Origin of the sequence: Mastigocoleus testarum BC008 (assembly GCF_001456025.1) — a bacterium.
In the GTDB taxonomy this organism is placed as follows: domain Bacteria; phylum Cyanobacteriota; class Cyanobacteriia; order Cyanobacteriales; family Nostocaceae; genus Mastigocoleus; species Mastigocoleus testarum.
The window spans coordinates 141,261-160,402 of the sequence record NZ_LMTZ01000086.1 but is presented as its reverse complement, the minus strand read 5'-3'; the positions used below and the strand labels follow the sequence as shown (position 1 = coordinate 160,402).

Annotated in this window: 13 protein-coding genes; 5 read left to right on the top strand and 8 right to left on the bottom strand. The window is 38.4% G+C overall.

All coding sequences use genetic code 11. The annotated features are described in order from the left end of the window. Positions 1-72 precede the first annotated feature (72 nt). Positions 73-516, bottom strand: coding sequence for a serine/threonine protein kinase (locus tag BC008_RS15555; protein ID WP_058183118.1), 444 nt, complete (start codon positions 514-516; stop codon positions 73-75). 198 nt (positions 517-714) lie between these two features. Continuing rightward, the gene (locus tag BC008_RS15550; RefSeq protein ID WP_027843254.1) at positions 715-2,109 is read right to left on the bottom strand and encodes a hypothetical protein; all 1,395 of its coding nucleotides are present in this window, start codon (positions 2,107-2,109) and stop codon (positions 715-717) included. 188 nt (positions 2,110-2,297) lie between these two features. Between BC008_RS15550 and BC008_RS15545 the strand changes: the two genes are divergently transcribed. The 3 genes from BC008_RS15545 to BC008_RS15535 all read left to right on the top strand — a co-directional run bounded on the left by BC008_RS15545 (position 2,298) and on the right by BC008_RS15535 (position 5,711). Then, positions 2,298-4,109, top strand: coding sequence for a proline--tRNA ligase (locus BC008_RS15545; RefSeq protein WP_027843253.1), 1,812 nt, complete (start codon positions 2,298-2,300; stop codon positions 4,107-4,109). Positions 4,110-4,255: 146 nt separating this feature from the next. Then, on the top strand, positions 4,256-5,062 hold the full coding sequence (locus tag BC008_RS15540) for an LmeA family phospholipid-binding protein (protein WP_027843252.1): 807 nt from the start codon (positions 4,256-4,258) through the stop codon (positions 5,060-5,062). Between the two features lie 73 nt (positions 5,063-5,135). Then, positions 5,136-5,711 (top strand): GerMN domain-containing protein, encoded by a 576-nt coding sequence (locus BC008_RS15535; RefSeq protein ID WP_027843251.1) that lies wholly within the window; start codon positions 5,136-5,138, stop codon positions 5,709-5,711. A gap of 116 nt (positions 5,712-5,827) precedes the next feature. Here the strand turns inward: BC008_RS15535 and BC008_RS15530 are convergent, their stop codons facing one another. The 3 genes from BC008_RS15530 to efp form a co-directional block, all read right to left on the bottom strand. Beyond that, positions 5,828-6,172: an ArsR/SmtB family transcription factor gene (locus tag BC008_RS15530; RefSeq protein WP_027843250.1), complete on the bottom strand. Its 345-nt coding sequence runs from the start codon at positions 6,170-6,172 to the stop codon at positions 5,828-5,830. A gap of 62 nt (positions 6,173-6,234) precedes the next feature. After that, on the bottom strand, positions 6,235-6,786 hold the full coding sequence (accB, locus tag BC008_RS15525; protein WP_027843249.1) for an acetyl-CoA carboxylase biotin carboxyl carrier protein: 552 nt from the start codon (positions 6,784-6,786) through the stop codon (positions 6,235-6,237). A 561-nt stretch (positions 6,787-7,347) separates the two neighbouring features. Then, positions 7,348-7,905 carry an elongation factor P gene (gene efp, locus BC008_RS15520; protein WP_027843248.1) on the bottom strand — a complete coding sequence of 186 codons (558 nt, stop codon included), beginning with the start codon at positions 7,903-7,905 and terminating at the stop codon, positions 7,348-7,350. 496 nt (positions 7,906-8,401) lie between these two features. Between efp and BC008_RS15515 the strand changes: the two genes are divergently transcribed. Further along, positions 8,402-10,933, top strand: a complete 2,532-nt coding sequence (locus BC008_RS15515) for a sigma 54-interacting transcriptional regulator (protein ID WP_027843247.1) — start codon at positions 8,402-8,404, stop codon at positions 10,931-10,933. Between the two features lie 157 nt (positions 10,934-11,090). On the opposite strand, the gene BC008_RS15510 is transcribed toward BC008_RS15515, so the two are convergent. Then, on the bottom strand, positions 11,091-12,371 hold the full coding sequence (locus tag BC008_RS15510) for a DegT/DnrJ/EryC1/StrS family aminotransferase (RefSeq protein WP_058183119.1): 1,281 nt from the start codon (positions 12,369-12,371) through the stop codon (positions 11,091-11,093). Between the two features lie 358 nt (positions 12,372-12,729). Further along, positions 12,730-15,801 carry a zinc-dependent metalloprotease gene (locus BC008_RS15505; RefSeq protein WP_027843246.1) on the bottom strand — a complete coding sequence of 1,024 codons (3,072 nt, stop codon included), beginning with the start codon at positions 15,799-15,801 and terminating at the stop codon, positions 12,730-12,732. A gap of 499 nt (positions 15,802-16,300) precedes the next feature. Between BC008_RS15505 and BC008_RS15500 the strand changes: the two genes are divergently transcribed. After that, on the top strand, positions 16,301-18,076 hold the full coding sequence (locus BC008_RS15500) for a pentapeptide repeat-containing protein (RefSeq protein WP_036265354.1): 1,776 nt from the start codon (positions 16,301-16,303) through the stop codon (positions 18,074-18,076). On the opposite strand, the gene BC008_RS15495 is transcribed toward BC008_RS15500, so the two are convergent. Further along, complete coding sequence (locus BC008_RS15495) at positions 18,073-18,918, bottom strand: oxidoreductase (protein WP_036265360.1); 846 nt, start codon at positions 18,916-18,918, stop codon at positions 18,073-18,075. The two genes, BC008_RS15500 and BC008_RS15495, sit on opposite strands and share 4 nt — an antisense overlap. Positions 18,919-19,142 lie beyond the last annotated feature (224 nt).

The window sequence follows — 19,142 nt, the reverse complement described above, 5'->3', positions numbered from 1 at the left end:
AGACTGTTTTCTTGCATCTGAATATATTCCTTGGGTCTGATAATGTATTAACCATCACCTTTTTGTATTTATTCAGCAAGCCCTAATTAAAATATTACTAGGCTTAATATCCCGATGAATACAATTACGATTATGGGAGAAAGCAAGTGCTTCTAACACTGGATAAGCCACAGATTCCCAAAAAGAATCCCAACCTTCAGGTGGAGATTCTTTTAGAAATGTCGCTAAATTCTTCTCCATCCACTCTAAAACAAGAAAATACTCACCTGTATTTTTATCCTCACCGGAGTCAATGAGTTCTACAATTCCTGGATGTTTTAACTCTTTAAGTGCTTGGGTCTCTCTTTTGAAAGACTCTGCTAATATATCAGTCTCGATCTGTCCATGTTTAAATATCTTGACAGCAACCTGTCGTTGATTATCAACCATATCTCTTGCTTGATATACATCAGCCATTCCACCCGAGCGAGGATTTGGAGATAGAGCATGGCGACCGTGGATCAAACGAACTTGCATAAATTTTATACACTTAGAGTCTTTTTCTTTTTAACACAATGTTCGGTTGGGTATATCCTTGATTTCACTGGTTTGTGAAGTGAGCAAGTAAGTAGTAATTATCTCAAAGATTATTTATTAGACCTTACGATATAAATTAATTCAAACCTATTTTTTATATAAATCTCCATAAATGTGCTGATGGTTATTCATCAACCATCAAAAAATCAAACCTTCCATCGCTTGTTGCAAATCTAAAGTCAATTTAGCAACAGCTTCCCTCGCACCTCTGCGCGAAGACTTATAAGCAGCAAATCTTTCAGAAACAGATATCGGTTCCCCTATAGTAATTTTTGCTTTTTGTTTGCCCAATTGGGGACGCTTGAAAGGATTACCACCTTCGATCCGAGTTACCATATCCGATAATAATAAAGTTGTCTCAGCAAATCTTTCCGCGCTGGGTTTTTCTCGAACATACCTACCCGTAACTGCCACAAAACTTTCTACTAACCTCATGTGCCACATGCGCAGATTCGCTTCTTCTGCGATTTTGTCAGCTAAACCCCTTTGAACCGCTGATAAAGCTTTTATATCCTTAAACTCTTCCCGAAAAATATAATTCCAACCAGCTTGCTCCACGCGACGACAGCGATCAGTAAAGTTACCTTTAGGACGTAAATCAAAATATTTCTCTGCAACTTGTAATGCAGTATCTAATAAAGCTTGCAAGCGTGCAGCAATTACTTCGTTACCATCACTTATTTCTGTTTCTGGAATTGTTGCAGTCGGTATATTTTGACCATAAAACCGTTGATAAAATTCTTCCATTAAAGACAGTAAATGTTTTGCCAAAGAAATTAACCGAGGATAGAGAGATTCCTGTGGTAAACGGATATCATAACCGCTTTGGCTTGGAGTTAAACCGGTACTAACTTCCAATTTAGTTAAAATTTGTTCTATTTTCTCCCAGGGAGAATCAACATAACTGTATTGGATACCTATTGGTAGAATTAAAACTTGTTCGTTGCGCTGGGCTTTGTGCAAATCTTCCGCACACCAAAAGCTTAACTGAGCAATACCGGGTTCCAATGGGTTGAGAATTTCGGAAAGTCCATTTGTTGCACCTTCCGGAGCCGCAGCAATGGGAAAATTTCCATTTGTAAATAAATTTCTTGCCGATCGCAAACCCGTCCAATCAGCTTTACCCCGTTGTATTGGGGTTCCACCCAAACGAGATAAAACCCAACCAATATGGGAACCAGCCCATAAAGGAATTCCCCGGTCATAGATAAAATGGGCGTGAATTGGATGTTGGAGAACTATTCCTCGTTCTCGTGCAGTTTGAGGTACCAGCTTCGAAAACAAGTAACCAAGACAAAGTGGATCTTCCACTTGGGGATGACGAAACGCCACCATCAAGCGGATTTTTTTTTCCTGAAATTGGCGAATCAAATCGATTAAAATCTCAACATTGTCAGCTTCAACTTTGGCGATTGCTGTTAAAGTATCGAGCCAAATTGGTAGTGCAAACTGAGTAACCCTGAGAAATAGAGGGTTAAGTGCTGGGGGTATAAACTCTAGGGGTGGCTGTGCTCGTTCAATTGGATGGGGCAAAATAGTTTTCTCCTAAAGTTATAAAAAATGGAACTGTAAAAAGTGGGACTGCAAAAAGTAGAACTACAAATAGGGAAATTTCAAACAGCGAACTTGTAAATAGTGCAACTGCAAACGGACAATTTTGACTTTTAGATAAGCTAAACATTATCTAAAAATTATCTAATTTTAATTAAAGGAAAGAGAAAATGAAACTGTCACAAATGTTATTCCTTACCCTCAGGGACGATCCGGCAGATGCCGAAATACCCAGTCACAAACTACTTTTGCGTGCTGGTTACATTCGTCGTATAGGTAGCGGTGTATACGCGTATCTTCCCCTAATGTGGCGAGTTCTGCAAAAAATCTCCCAAATCGTGCGCGAAGAAATGAATGCTACTGGCGCACAAGAATGTCTGTTACCCCAGCTCCAACCGGCAGAACTGTGGAAAGAATCCGGACGTTGGGATACGTATACGAAAGCTGAGGGAATTATGTTTTCCCTTACCGACCGACGGGAGCAAAACTTGGCGCTTGGTCCCACCCATGAAGAAGTAATTACAACGGTAGCGCGGGATATGATTCGTTCCTACCGTCAACTACCGGTACATTTATATCAAATTCAAACAAAATTCCGCGATGAAATTCGTCCCCGCTTTGGTTTAATGCGCGGTCGGGAATTTATTATGAAAGATGGTTATTCTTTCCATGCTGATGAAGAAAGTCTGAAAGAAACTTATGAGGATATGTACCAAGCCTACAGCAATATGCTGCGACGCTGTGGTTTGACTTTTCGAGCAGTGGAAGCTGATTCCGGTGCGATCGGTGGTTCTGGTTCCACAGAATTTATGGTTTTGGCGGAAGCAGGGGAAGATGAGGTCCTTTACACTGAAGATGGTAAATATGCCGCGAATGTGGAAAAAGCTGTTTCTTTACCTCCCGATGCTGAAACTTCTCCCTTTAGCAGCTACGAAAAAAAAGAAACACCAGGAACAGAAACAATTGAGAAGCTTTGTAAATTCCTCAAATGTTCTCCAACCAGTATAGTTAAAAATGTTCTTTACCAAACAGTTTATGACAACGGTACCACTGTCCTGGTAATCGTCAGTATTCGGGGCGATCAAGAAGTTAACGATGTTAAATTACAAAATGAATTAACAAGATTAGCTCCTAACTACGGTGCGAACAGTATTATTGCTTTAGATGTACCTAGTAGTGAAGCTCAATCAAAGTGGACAGCTAAACCCTTACCTTTAGGTTACATCGCACCCGATATTAGTGATGATTATATTAAATCTGGTTCTAATGAAAAGATAGTAGGAAAGTTTTTACACTTTGTAGATAAAACAACTATAGACTTAAAGAATTTTGTCACCGGTGCAAATGAAGGGAATTATCACGTAGTTGGTGCTAATTGGGGCGACCAATTCCAATTACCAGAAATTATCGTTGATGTACGCACAGCAAAAATTGGCGATCGCGCGATTCATGACCCCACACAAACACTCCAATCTGCTCGGGGAATCGAAGCCGGTCATATTTTCCAATTAGGAACAAAGTACTCTGAAGCAATGGGTGCAACCTACACCAGCGAGCAAGGTAAAGATCAACCCTTATTCATGGGATGTTATGGGGTTGGCGTTTCCCGTTTAGCCCAAGCAGCAGTAGAGCAATCCTATGATGATAATGGAATTATTTGGCCGGTAGAAATTGCTCCCTACCAAGTTATTGTGACAATTCCTAATATCAAAAATGCCCAACAGGTAGAAATCGGCGAAAAACTTTACGCGCAACTCAACCAAGCCGGAATTGAAACCTTACTCGACGATCGCAACGAACGCGGAGGTGTGAAATTTAAAGACGCCGATTTAATTGGTATCCCCTATCGCATTGTTACAGGTAGAGCGATCGAGAATGGGAAAGTAGAATTAGTTGAACGTAAAACCCGTAAAACACACGAAATTCCCATTGATGAAGTTGTATCTAAATTAGGGGAGCAGATTAAATCAGTTGACAGTTAACAGAGAACAATTATCAGGGAACAGGGAACAGGGAACAGAGAACAGTAGACAGTAATTAAATAACAGTTAACAGTCAAATGTGGTCTGTAAAGTCTTGGCGCTAGCCATAAACTGGTAACTGGTAACTGGTAACTGATAACTGAAAAATGGAATTACTGACAATTTTTCTATCCGGCTTGTTAGGTTTTATTACTCCTGCGGGGTTATTAGTAGATCGAACAGCAGAAAAAGCTATTCGTTCCCGACTGAAAACAGCACAAGAACTCCAAGTCAGAGTTGATAACGTTCCCACACACCAATTACTACAAGGTCGGGTAGAAAAAGTCAGAATTGCAGGACGTTCTTTGCTTTTAAAAAATCAAAACATCCATATTTCACAGTTAGATTTAGAAACCGACCCGATTGAATTAGATATTCATGCTCGGGGACAAAAAAGACTTCCGTTAAAAAAACCTTTACAGATGGGGGTACGTTTAGTTTTAACTCAACAAGATGTCAATAAATTATTAGAATCACCGGATTTTTTAAATCGTTTGAAGAAGTTTAATCTTGTTTCGGTATCTTCATCTAATAATTCTTCATCAGATGTATATAACTTAGCTAATCCTCAAATCAAAATTTTAGAAAACCGCTTGCGTTTCCAGCTAAAATTAAAGCAGGAAGGGAACGGTAAGCCTCTAAATATCCGGGTGGAATCAGGACTAAATGTAATCGCAGGTAGGCAGATTCAATTGGTGAATCCGACTGTAGAATTAAACCAAGAAAAAGCACCGGAAAAATTAATAAATCAAATTGTAGATAATTTAAATGAACAATTGGATTTAGGTAATTTAGAAAGTGAAGGAATACAATTGCGGATTCTAAAATTGAATATAAAACCGGCAGCAATTGAAATTGCAGCATTTATAAAGATAGAGCCTTCTTCTAAATTTTTAAAAGAACTGAGCTCATAGGTCTTGTCTTTTCATCTACCTAATTTCTCCTCACAATGTAAAGACTTTCTCAGCCCTGATGGATAATTTGGAAATGAAAGAACAACAAAAATCTAAAGGTATCTCTTCTGCTGTAATTGCAGCTGTCTCCGCTGCTGTTGTAACGGTAGGTGGTGGTGTAGCTTGGTTGACTTCAAATACAAATCCAACCCCCGAACCACCTGGTCGCGAACAGCTTAAAAATCAAAAAGTCAGCGTATATTGGCTTGAGAATGCTGGTACAAATTTAAAGCTTGAATCTCAACCAATTCAAGTTAAATCTGATGGTGAGCCAAATAAAGTATTACAAACAGCTTTTAAACAGTTACTCGCAGGCCCAACAGAAGGCACTGGATCGACCACCATACCCCAGGGAACACAATTGTTGGGTATTAAGGTGGAATCTGATGCAGTACGCATTAATTTATCTGAAGAATTTACTAGTGGTGGTGGTAGTACCTCTATGACTGGTCGCTTAGGACAGGTAATATACACTGCCACAAGTTTAAATTCCAAGGCAAAGGTGTACATCGAGGTGAATGGTAAGCCACTCGAAGTTTTAGGTGGTGAAGGTTTAGTTTTAAACCAACCACTAACTCGCGAGAGCTTTAATCAAAATTTTGAACTTTGATTCAGGTTTATTTACCTGAAGCTTATTTGACCGAGATAGAACCGTTATCTGTCAACAGTCCATGGTTATATTTGAGACTTTGAATGTGTAGACACAATCGATTCATATTTCGATGATTACTTAGTGTTCAATACACGAAAGTTACGGGCTTGTTGTTCTAACCTTGTTGCAAGGCGATCGCAAACCCGATTACACAATTCAAAAATCATCTGGTCTTCAACACTGTAATAGGCACAAGTACCTTCACTGCGTCGACTCAGAATACCCGCTTGCCACATAACTTTCAGGTGTTTTGATACATTAGCCTGAGAAGTTTGTGTTGCATCTACTAACTCTTGGACGTTTTTTTCTTCGTCCCGTAGTAGATGCAACAATCGTAGACGCATTGGTTCGCTGAGTAGGCTGAAGTATTCAGCCACTTGTTGCACGACTTCAGAGGGTACAGGCAATACTTGTTTCATCAGAATTGACCCGCAAGAACTAACAAATTTTACAATGACATGTCCGTTATATAGATTAATACCTAATCTGGATTAATTCGCATCAAAGGTTGACCATATTCGACAGGTTCTCCATTTTGGACGAGTATTTCCATGACTTGTCCCGATGTTTCTGCTTCAATTTCATTCATTAATTTCATGGCTTCGATAATACACACCGTCTGATTACTACGGATTCGGTCACCGATTTCTACAAATGCAGCTTCTCCTGGAGCCGGAGCACGATAGAAAGTTCCGACCATTGGAGAAGTAACCTCAACTAATCTTTGGTCAATGACACTAGAATTAGTATTGGCTTGCGTACTACTAGTAGCATAATTGTCTTGACTGCGATCGTTGAGTGAATCTGTAGTTACTGTTGATTGTAAGCTAGATGTGTTAGATGAGACTGATGTTAATCCTGAGTTTACCTCACTAGCAGAGGAAATTTGTTCTACAGATAACACTCGCTCGTTAAAACTAACAGCCTTACGAACAGCAATTTCAAAATCGTTACTTTTTAGGGTTACTTCTGCAATATCTGTTTGTGCAATAGTTACCAACAACTGGCGAATTTCATTAAAGTCCAATGGCACAGGTTTTAATACCTCAATAATTGTTTAGTTTTAGATAGGTTTATATTTCAAGAAAAATATTTCCAAAACAGGGAAATAAACTTGGTTTAGATATGAGCATCCCAAGGACGCGAAATTACAGCAGGAGATTATAACGGATTGTGAGTCAATGAGATAAAGTTCGACAATCAGACAGGTCACATCAAAGACTCTGCCGACGCCACAGACTCTGATTGACAGGTAACATAAACGAGGTATGTTGTTTTCTTGCTAGAGGTTTGTACGCCCTTTACTAACCCCTACAAGTCTTAACTCTTGGAAGTTTACTCCTGAAAGTTTTACTCCTGGAAGTTTTTACTGTATAGCTACGCATTTATAGCTACGCATTGAGCGCAGTGGGGCGCGTCTCACTCGCACAATTCTGCTATAGCTTGCTCGCAATCAAGAAATTTCAATCTCTTTTTATCTGCGGCAAAACCGCTGTATAACAGTTTTGCGTACGGATAAATCGCACCCTGTCCTGATGTCACAAATCCTGACTGCCAGGAGAATTGAGAGCACATATCTTAATTAAGATTTATGTTATTCCCTGCCTAAGTATTTATCATCACGAGTATCAATACGAATACGTTCTCCTTGAGAGATAAATAGAGGAACCATTACTGTTGCTCCAGTTTCTAGAGTTGCCGGTTTGGTTCCACCAGTAGCAGTGTCGCCCTTAATTCCTGGGTCAGTTTGCGTGACTTCTAGAGCCACCGCATTTGGTAATTCTACTTCCAATACTTGTGAATCCCAGCTGACGACGTTCACTTCCATACCTTCTTTCAGGTACTTGACTCCCGTGCCAATTTGAGAATCAGTCAAGCGATTTTCTTCATAGGTCTCCATATCCATGAAGACGTAATCATCGCCATCCTTGTAAGTATGTTGCATGGTGCTTTTTTCTAAAGTTGCTTGGGGTACAGTTTCCCCAGCACGAAATGTTCTTTCAACAACGCTCCCAGTTTGCACACTTTTTAGTTTTGTCCTAACAAAGGCAGAACCTTTTCCTGGTTTGACGTGGAGGAATTCTACCACCCGCCAAACAGACCCATCTAACACAATCGATACACCGGGTCTAAAATCATTACTCGAGATCATGAAGCTTTCAAATTTGGAAGACAATCGGCATTTATTGTACCCCTCAAGGGGAAGATTTAGTTATTACTCATGACTGATTAGTGATTACTACTCATTGAAGGTAAAAGCTTAGTCGCTATTAGCGATAAATTCCAGTATCCAGCTAGACATTTTATAAAATTGTTTACCTGAAGTACCCAGTTGTATATCGTCCAAGAGTTATGTAATAAGGAATTGATCGGATCGATTTTGCAAAAAAAAAACTCTTTACTCAATCATTCACAATCTATATGATTTGTAATTGATTAATAAATGTAAATATATATATTTGTGACAATCTTAGGTTAAAGGGTAATAGGTAATCTTTAACCCATTACCCTTTACCCATTAGCAATTACCAATTACCAATTTCCAATTTCCAAAAATCTATCTTTAGCAAGATAAGTTTTAACTTGTGGTTTGTGTCAGTATTTAGTGATAATTACTTACATGTATCAGCCTGTGTTGAGTACGTATAATGAAGTTTCCAGATTCAGTTATCTGGCTAAAAGAAAGCACGGCTTTAGGAATTCTTAAAGAAGATTCTCTGAATGCGATCGCTCAAGCGATGGAATCACAAGCTTACCAAGCCGATGAAGTTATTGTGAGTGAAGGTGAAGTACCCCAAGGGCTATACATTCTCTTGGAAGGTAGGTTAGAAACTGATTGCAGCGAGTCAAATAATCCTGGTAAGCTGCGCAGTTTACTTCCTGGAAGTGTAATTAATCTTCAAGAATTACTTTTAAACGAAGCTGCTTCATGTGGGGTTAAAACCTTAAGTGAATGTAAATTTTGGGTTGTCCCTGCTGCTAAATTTCGACAAATAATTAACCAATTTCCGGAGACATCCCAAGCGATTTCCCGTCTATTGGTGACTGAGCTAGCACAGCTCGCTTCAGTTTTAAGTTACGAGCAGGAACGTACTATTGCTTTACGTCCTTACTTAGTAACCAAAGCCCAGCGAGGAATTATAGGTTCGAGTCGCTACGCAAAACGACTGCGAGAGGAAATTAAAGAAGTTGCAAATGAGCGTTCCTCTGTATTGATTTTTGGAGAACCTGGTTTAGAAAAAGATAATATCGCTGCTTTAATTCACTTTAGTTCTAAGTACCGCCGTACTCCCATAATTCAAGTTAACTGCGCTATTCTTCAAGCCAGTGGTGCAGATTTATTTGGTCGATTTGGGGGTAAACCAGGACTAATAGAATGGCTTGGTGAAGGAACTTTGGTTCTTAACAATATTCAAGAATTACCATCCCAACTTTTCCCTAAGGTAAACAACTGGCTGCGAACAGGTGAATATAAACCTATTAGCCGTTCTGAAGCAGATGTAATTGAACCTCGTACAAGTAAGGCTCGCATTCTGATTATTGGGCAGAAAAGACAAGTAGATCTGCAAAAATGTGTTGAGCAAACTATCAATGTTCCACCATTACGAGTCCGGAAAACGGACATCGAAGCACAGGTAAAGTATTACATCAGTCTTTATTCCCGCGATAAAAGTATTCCTCGCCCGAAAGTCACTCCAGAAGCATTACGGCGTTTGCAGTCCTATGATTTCCCCGGGAACTTAAAAGAATTACAAGATTTAGTTGAAAGGGCTATAGTTCAAGCCGGAGAAACACAGGAACTGACAGAAGAAACTTTCTGGTCAGTCGATACTAAGAAAAAGCGATTTCGAGTCAATTTATTAAACGCCTACCCCAAGCTGAGAAGATTTTTGCGTAGTCCTTGGTGGACGGACAGAATTAATTATGGTTTTGTAGTTCCTATATTTGCCATTGTGGTCTTAGTACTGTTTCTAGGTCCACAAACCAGAGATCGAAATTTTGCTCTCAATCTGTTTTGGGCTTGGTGGTGGACTATTTCCCTGATAATATTTCCCTTTGTTGGTCGGATTTGGTGTTCGGTTTGTCCATTTATGATTTATGGGGAAATTACCCAAAAAATATCTTTATGGTTATTCCCGAGAAAGTTAAAATCTTGGCCTAGACAAAAAGCAGAAAAATGGGGTGGATGGTTTTTATTTGGATTGTTTGCACTAATTTTTTTGTGGGAAGAAATTTGGAATTTAACTAATACAGCCTATCTTTCTGCTTGTTTGCTGCTATTAATTACCGCCGGAGCAATGATTTTCTCCACAATTTTTGAACGGCGGTTTTGGTGTCGGTATTTATGTCCCATTGGGGGAATGAATGGTTTATTCGCCAAACTCTCGATGACAGAACTGCGAGCACAGCAGGGAACTTGCTCGGCTGAATGTACTACCTATCAGTGCTATAAAGGTGGACCAGAAAAAGGAGAAGGGATGGAAACCGATGGATGTCCCGTATACTCCCATCCAGCCCAGTTAGAAGATAATCGAAACTGCGTGCTGTGTATGACCTGTCTTAAAGCCTGTCCTCACCGCTCTGTAGAGTTTAATTTGCGTCCCCCTGGTATTGAACTTTGGACAACCCATGTGCCCCATAACTACGAGGTTGCATTGTTATTTTTGTTATTCGGTGGGGTTTATCTTCATCACTTACCAGAATTACAGTTTTATTTGGGTTTAGAAATCAATTTAAATAACTTTTGGGCGCATCTAGCTCTATCACTATCAGCTTTAGTTATTCCCATAGCTATTTCTTTACTAGCACATAGTTTAACGAAACTTTATTGCTGGCAAAATCGTACCAAAGTTCAACCATTTATGAAACTTGCTTACGGCTATATTCCATTAGTTTTGGGAGGAAATCTAGCCCATTACTTACATTTGGGTTTATCAGAAGGTGGAAGGATATTACCGGTTACTTTAGCAACTTTTGGTTTAGACGGAACACAATTACCGGTAGCAGTTGCTCATCCGGCTGTAATTGCCTTTCTACAAGGTTCTACTCTAATTATTTCCACCTTACTAGCATTTTTACTCACGCAAAAAATTGCTCGTCAACCTTTGAGAAAACTTATTTGGCAACATTTAGCAAGCCTAATTATGGCAATTAGCATGTGGAAAATTATTCTGCTTTAACCGTTTATTTTTAAGCATCTATTACTTGTAGGGTGCGTTAGGCGTGCAAGAAAATATCTTTTATTGGTCATTTTTACTACCACGTCATAACGCACCGGCATATAAAATTTATGTGCAAAGCGACCGCAGTTTAAATTTAAAACAATCGTTACAATACTTAATTCTGTATACGTTGACTATTTTCAGACTGATTTGATATTTGAGTTCTAACTAATTGAGCAAGATATTCTAATTCCTCTGCTGTCAATACATTTGATAATGGCAAACATAAAATATGTTCCATTAGACTTTGACTTTCAATTGGTAATAGATGACTAGGTGTATTTGGCTTTGCATCGATAGCAAATAAACTGCGATTTCCCCTTGCACTATCAAAACCAGCTTGGCGTAGTTTTGTGGCGATACTATCGGGAGAATCAATAAATATTGGCATTACCCAAAACGAATTATATTCAGATAGATCACCAGGAATACTAATATTACTTGGCAACATTTGTAAAAAATCCTTGGCTCGCTGGGTACGTTCTTGAAAATCACCACAGTTAGTGAGCCTATAGTTTAATAACCATAGTAAACGACGCGGCGGACGATAGCGAAGTTTGGTGGGTAATTCTCCCCTAGGAAAACCAAGAGTTACTTTTTTGATAGTTGATTCCACATCTAAATTTAATAGTTTCATTAAATTTATTAGTTGAGAATACAACCAAGGCATTGAACACAGCTTTAATAGATAAAATTTAAATACCCTCTTCAAATACCAAAAATCACTTTTTTGCGGATATTTTTGCTCAATAATAGCCATTTTTTGAGCTAATTTTTTATCCTTAATTAATGTTACTGCACCACCCAAAGCGGTACAAGATTTGATGGGACCAAAACTAAATAGACTAATATCGGCTGCAGGAGAACCGTAATATTTTCTCCCTGCAAAAGATTGGGCACAGTCTTCTACAAGTAAAATTTGATGTTTATGACAAAAATCAACGTAGGGCTCTAGGGGAATAATAATCCCAAATAAATGGGCAATTAGTAATAACTTACTGCGAGGAGAAACAAGTTGTTCTAATACTTCTATCTTCGGAGCGATTGTATCTATAGAAACATCAATTGGGACGGGAGTTAACCCATGACTGTGGATTATTTTCGCCATTTCCCGAATATTAATTCCACTAATTAATACTTCTGACTCAGGAGGTAAATCTAATGTCTGTAATAATAAATCTAAACTAGTTCTGACAGATAAGGTCACTAAAACTTCTTTATCTGTATGCCAAAAAGATTCAATACTACTTAAATAATTTTGTTGATTAATAAAAGGATTGAATTTACTAAAACAAGCGTGGAAATCACTAAAAGTAATATCCAATTGGATTGTAGGATGGGCGCGAAATCTTGGACGAGATAATTGATGATTTGATGTTTTTTCAAGTAAATTCATCTGTTTCGACCTGTTTCTTTAATCAGCCTATCTTTCTAATTTGTTAGAACAAACATCAAGAATCCATTCAATAGAGATGATGTATAAAACTACTAAGTATAAATCAATTACAACTTTCAAAGTATATAATTTAAGATCCTATAATTTAAGATCCTATGACTTGAAATTATTTAGTAGTTTTACAAATAAATGTTGCACATTGTTACTTAATATTAAATATTGGGTTGAGAATGCTGTGTTACTCAAACCACCAATAACGAAGTGAGTTAACCGAACAATCCCATCCCTGATATTCGCGAATGAATTCCTGATTTTTAATTACTAATTTTTGACTACTAATTTTTGACTGATGTTTCGCTTAATTTGTTTCTAAAGGTGCATCAAGAACTTTCTTAATTCTATCTCTAGTTTCTAGTAGATGAATTTTAGTATATTCATCCTTAGAATCAGCATCTTTTAATTCTTCACGCAGTTGCCGTAACTTATACCAAGCAACTTTACGAGCATCTTCAGGAACATAGCGCTTTCGTAGAACCATTTCAGACAAAAGATTCACATATTGTCCTTGTAAACCCCTACGCAAACTGGAAATTTCGATTCCCTTACCCCTATCTGAATCTCTATCCGTATCTTTGTCTTTATCTTTATCCTCAGGTTTGAGTACTTCTGTCCAAATCCCCGTTTGTAAAGTGTCAAATAATTCTGGGATTGTCAGTGCTTGACCGATTTCTGTCTTGAGTTCAATATCTTTCAAGCGAGAAATGCGATCGCTAGAGAGTAAATCCCGTAATAACATGGTCTGTAAATATAACACCAAATCATGAATTGGATAGTCCAAACGACCAGTACGCGGGTAACTACCCCAATGACGCCAGCGAGATGGTGCTAACTTATTTAAGAGTTGTGGAGAAAATTGAAGGGCTTCATCAGCAAAGACATACTTTTGTAGAGTTTTTAATGCCTTTCTTTGTTTTTCCACGGGAACAGGTTCAAATGGTAGTTTTCCCCGACTATTATTGGGACTAACTCGATGAAATGACTGACCGCCAATGTATTTTGAGATGTAATATACTTGTTGGAAATAGTGGCTTAATACTTTACCAAAATCTTCTTTAACTTCACTAAAACTTCCATTCTTGGAACCGGAACCTTTATTGAGTAGGTCCCACATCAGCCGGGAATTTTCTAACTGCCACTGAGAATAAACTAACACATCACCGCTGTTATCCCATGCATCTGCAGTAGGGTCTAAATTACGCACATCTTCATCCGTCGCGTAGCTTAATTCTGGTTTCTCCGACTCCCGAGCAATTTTTTCTAAAAATGGTTTTTCCGATATTGGGGATGTGGCTTTAGTTGGCATATAACCATACTTTATTGCCCATTCATCATAAACTCCCACCCCATTCGGGAAATAATCTCCCTGTTTGGTTCCTTTAGGAGCAATATTTGGTGGTAAATAATCCATCACAGAGGTGCTTATTCCCCGACGACGGGTAACACCTTTATCATTCATTTCATCTGGTTCTAGTAAAGTCGAACCGCGAAAATTATGTCTTAAACCCAAAGTATGACCTACTTCATGGGCAATAATTAATCGTAAGTATTGATGAACGTATCGTTTTAAATTGCTACTATTGGGCGGTTCTTGATACAGAAGTTGCATTGCTAAAGAACCAAAAGCATATTGGTTGGCAGCTTCTATGCCGTAACATAAATCATAACGTTGTGCTAATTCAGATAAATTACTAACTAATCCTTGGATATGGGGCGGCGATTTTTCTTTCTGCTCGCTTTCATTCTCACCTAATAAACTGTTACCAGTACACAGCATACGATTTTGCATGAACGCTGATAGGGAAGTTCTGGGGGGAGTTTTTGTTGGTTTAACTATTTGACGATATTCATGTTTTAGCGCCCGCACAAAACTAGCATCTACTAAAATATCAGCATCTAAAATTTCTCCAGTTAGGGGATTAACTCGGGATGGTCCCATGGCAAAGTACCCATCTACTGTGTTAATCCAACGAATAGTATTGTAGCGAATATCTGATGGATCCCATGTCGCGTCATCCGGCATTTGACGCACCTGAATTGCATCTTTGAAGCCTGCATTTTCAAAAGCTTTATTCCACATCAATACGCCTTCTTTGATTGCATCCCGGTATTCAAAGGGAACAGCATTATCAATCCAAAACACAATTGGTTTTTTCGGGGGTGAAATCGCCGCAGAAGGATCCTGTTTTTCTAAATTCCAACGATTGATATACCGGACAAAGGGGTCGCCAGTTTCAAAATTAGATAAATCTTGGTAAGCAGTAATAAAGTAACCTACCCGTTCGTCAGCTAAACGGGGTTGATAATTGTTATCTGGTAGCTGAGACAAACTGTAATGTACCCGCAGAGTAAAACCTCTTGAATCAGGTAATGAGCCAAATTTTTTATTTTTTTTAGTAGATCTACTTGCTTTAGAAAAATTTAATACCGACTCAATTTCTACATTTTTAGGAAAAGCCTTAGCATTACCAAAATAAGATTTATCTTTACTACTGGAAACACCCAAACTACTAGATAGCCCAGCCAAATCGGATAATAACAAATCTCCTAAGTCAATTAAAACCGTTTTCCGCTGGGGATGAATGCTTTTGATTTTGACCGTGTAAAGCACTGAATCGCTAAAGGAGCGGGCTAGCGATCGCGTTTGAGGGTCTCCTTCTTGCGCCCGAAAATTAACGTTACGAACAATAAAGTGTAATTGTTTATTTACTCTTTGAAAATAAAATAAAAAATCTTGCAGTGGCATTCCACTGTATATACCAGCTTCTCCAATACCTGATTCTAAAGTTGCTGTCGCTAAAAAGTTCTTATTAAGTTGTGAGGGATGAATTTCTAAATAAATTTTATTTTTTTCTTTATCTTTATAAAGATTAAATAAGCCTTTGACTAATTCTGTATTTTTTGTTATCTGACTAAAGGGTTTTAAAGCTGTTTTTTTGGTTTTTTTCTTAATAGCAGTACTCTTTCCCGTTGTACCTGTAACTTTCTGGAGTTGACTATTTACTTGTAAAAAAGGTTGTCGATCAATTTTGTTGATATCCTTGACTTCCCACATGAAGGGTTGCTTTTGTGCCTTTTCTCCCCCATCAATAACCCATACTTGGGAAGTATTTAATTTCTGTTGCCGTAGAACGGGATATTTTTTGACAGATGTTGATGTTGCTGACAATGTTGACCCGGATTCTTTCTCATAAATAGTAACTTGGTTTGTGGCAACTTTTTCTACGAGTGACGACTTTTGTTTTTCTACTGTGTTTGACTCTCTTAATTTAGCACTTGCCAACGCTTGATTAACTGGGAAGTTAAAACAGGCAGCTACCACCCCCAAACACAAGCTTTGCAAACAAATAATATTAAAAATTAATCTCTTCATCTGTTATATCCTTGACCACTACCATCAAATACTGGTATTTTCTGCAAACTTTCAACACAGGCACATCCACTTCACCCTATTTGACCAGAAAACAGCGACTACAGCGAAAAGTCAAGCAGCTAGCCTCTTGCTAGAATTCGTATTGCAATTTTTTCTAGTTATTTTGCACTGTTTTACTGTAGTATTTTTCCTAACCACTACGTCTGTAGCAAACAGTACATATTATTTTTGCAATAGTTCCGAAAAGATGCTGGGAAGATAACATAACAATTTCATCTGGACAATCAATTTTTTTGACAACCTAAAGATACTTTAAACAAACTTTTTTTATTTGTCTGTTAGAGCAATCCCATACAAAGGAGTCGTAAATGAATCAATATCCCGACGAGTAGTGGTACAAAATAATACTAGCTGATTTTAATCTGAAGAATCAAAGCCTCAAAAAAACTTTATTTGAGCTACATATTCCCAGTAATTAAACGTAGTAATTTGCGTAACTATGTCACATCTAACTCAATTTTTGCGACTACTTAAAGGTTATGTGAGAGACAGGTGGAAAATACAGATGGGGAAGAAAGATTTGGGGGTAACAGAAAAAAATTGTTCGCGAGGGAAAAATGTTCAAAAATGCACAAATAATGTTGAATATACTCAAACAAGTTTAGAAAAAAATCTATTCGAAGAAAGACTAAAAAAAACCTTACAATCATGGGCAAAACAGCGAATTAATGGTGCTTTTGTAATTAACGTAAAACAACTGCATTGGGAGATTTACGACTTACTAGGAAATAATGTCCTCAAGCCAGAAATTTTAGAAAAATTGATGTGCGATTTAATAAGTAGTAATGATATCTTACCCGTGCAGTTGTATTCCCGGTTAACAGATTTTTATGAGCGTTGGTGTCAGGGAGAATTTATCGATGCTATACCGGAGGATAATTTACCTCAGCAAAAAATGCTTCAATTGCGTTCTGAAGTTAGCACACATCAGACGGGGTGTTACGGATATGAGCAAAGCCGAACTCTAACAAAAAACCTCAACATTGGACTGCGCCAAATTGATATTAGTGCCGGTCTAAATGTGATGATTTTACTGTTTGAATTACATCGAATAGCTCAACAGAAAGGTGAGTGGAAAGAGAAAATAAGTTTCTCGCCATCTGGTTTTCGAGATACAGATAATTTTTTTACTTCTAAACTCTTACGAGTAATTAACTATAGTGATACGGTAGCTATCGGTAATTTCAGTACAGTGGTAGGTGAATTTCTCAAAGGAGGAAGCTTTAGCGATGCTTATTTAGGTGATGCCAACCTTACAGGTGTTAATTTGAGCAATGCTAATCTTAGTAATAGCTTTCTCGGCGATGCCAACTTAACAGCCGCTAATCTTAGTGGTGCTAACTTTAGTGGTGCTAATCTCGGTGATGTAAACTTTAGCGGTGCAGACCTTAGTGGTGCTAACCTTAGGAATGCAGATCTAAGTGGAGCCACTCTAAGTGGTGCAAACTTAAATGGAGCCGATTTTAGTGGAGCAGACCTTAGTTATGCAGACCTTAGCAGCGCTAAACTCAAGAATGGGATCCTCGAGCGCGCTAACTTGACTAATTCCCTACTCATAGATGCCGATCTTACATCTGCCAACCTGAGTCATGGTGTATTTTTCGGTGCGAATCTTAGCGATACGAAACTCGAGCAAGTCAACCTCAGTTATAGCGACCTTTGTCGTGCAGATCTAAGTGGTGCGAATCTGCAGGGTTCCAATCTTTTAGGTAGTAATCTTAGCGATAGTATTCTTTTTGGTGCTAATCTTCACAACGCGGCATTGCTAGCAGCAGATCTCAGCCACAGTAAGTTTAATGGTGCATTCCTTAGTGGTGCTAACCTCAAAGGTGCAATTCTTTTAGGTGCAGATCTGAGTGGTGTAGATATGAGCCAGGTAATACTTAACGAAGCCGATCTCAGTGGAGTATTACTCTATGAAGCCAATTTATCAGGCGCAGATATGCGTGACGCTAATCTTTTTGGTAGCGATCTTAGTTACACAAATCTCAATAACGCCAACCTCAGTGGCAGCAACCTCAGTGGTGTAATATTTAACGGTGCAAATCTCAGCCATAGCAATTTGAGTTATGCCATATTGGAAGATATTGACCTCAGGGAAGCAAACTTAGAAGCAATGACTTGGAATGAAAACCAACAGTGGCGAAGTGTGCGAGGATTAGAAAAAGCAGTGAATATACCAAATGGTCTCCGGGTACACTTGAAACTAGGTTAGCTAACGTTCATTGCATTTAGAATCACTTTGTCGAAAATGCCATCGCCTAACCACTTGCGTACAAACATTAATGGTTTAGCAAATTGTCCCACTGCATATCTTGTTTTGGGTTTTCTAGCTTTAAGCGCCTTAGAAACAGTTTTAGCAATTAACGAAGGGTCTGAACCACCACCACCTTGTTCGTAGGAATTCTTGGTCGCTTCAGCAACAGCATTTGCCATTGACTTATAGGCAGAACTTCCGGATCTTCCTAACATCGGTCCCAACATCGTTGTCCCAAACTCTGTTTTGATCACCCCCGGTTCAATGATAATTACATCAATACCAAAAGGATCAAGCTCTAATCTCAAACAGTCTGACCATCCTTCCAAAGCATGTTTTGTTGCATGGTACCACGAGCCCATAGGTATATAAATTTTACCGCCCATGGAAGAAATATTTACAATCCGACCAGCTTTCTTTTTCCGCATATAAGGCAATACTGCTTGAGTTAGTCTAGCCAATCCGAACAAATTGACATCAAACTGATATTTCGCATCATCAATTGTTGTGTCTTCCATAGCTCCATAGCTACCAAATCCAGCATTGTTCACAAGAACATCTACACCACCGTGATGCTGTTTAATTTTTTCCACCAAATTGATTACATCATCTTCGTCAGTAATGTCCATCTTGGTAGCAATGGCTCCCTGCTTTTCCAAATCAGTCATTTTTTCAACTCGGCGAGCAGCTGCATAGACCACGTATCCATCATCAAGTAGTTGCTTTGCAATTTCCTTTCCTATACCTGATGATGCACCAGTTACTAAAGCCACAAGTTTGTGTGTATTCACATTAGACATAAAAGTTCCTGTGTTTACTTTTCTGGGAGTACGTGAGAATTCATCATTATTAAAACTTGATTCAGAATTTATATCTATAGCAAGTTGCGCTATTACAAGCAAAAATACGTATAAATCTTGTAAAATATAGGTAAAAACTTGTATCAGCGACTTGTCAATGGGCGTTGGAGCGAAATTATATTGTAGAGTGGAGTTCTTGGGAAGAAAATATTCCATCGATAGCT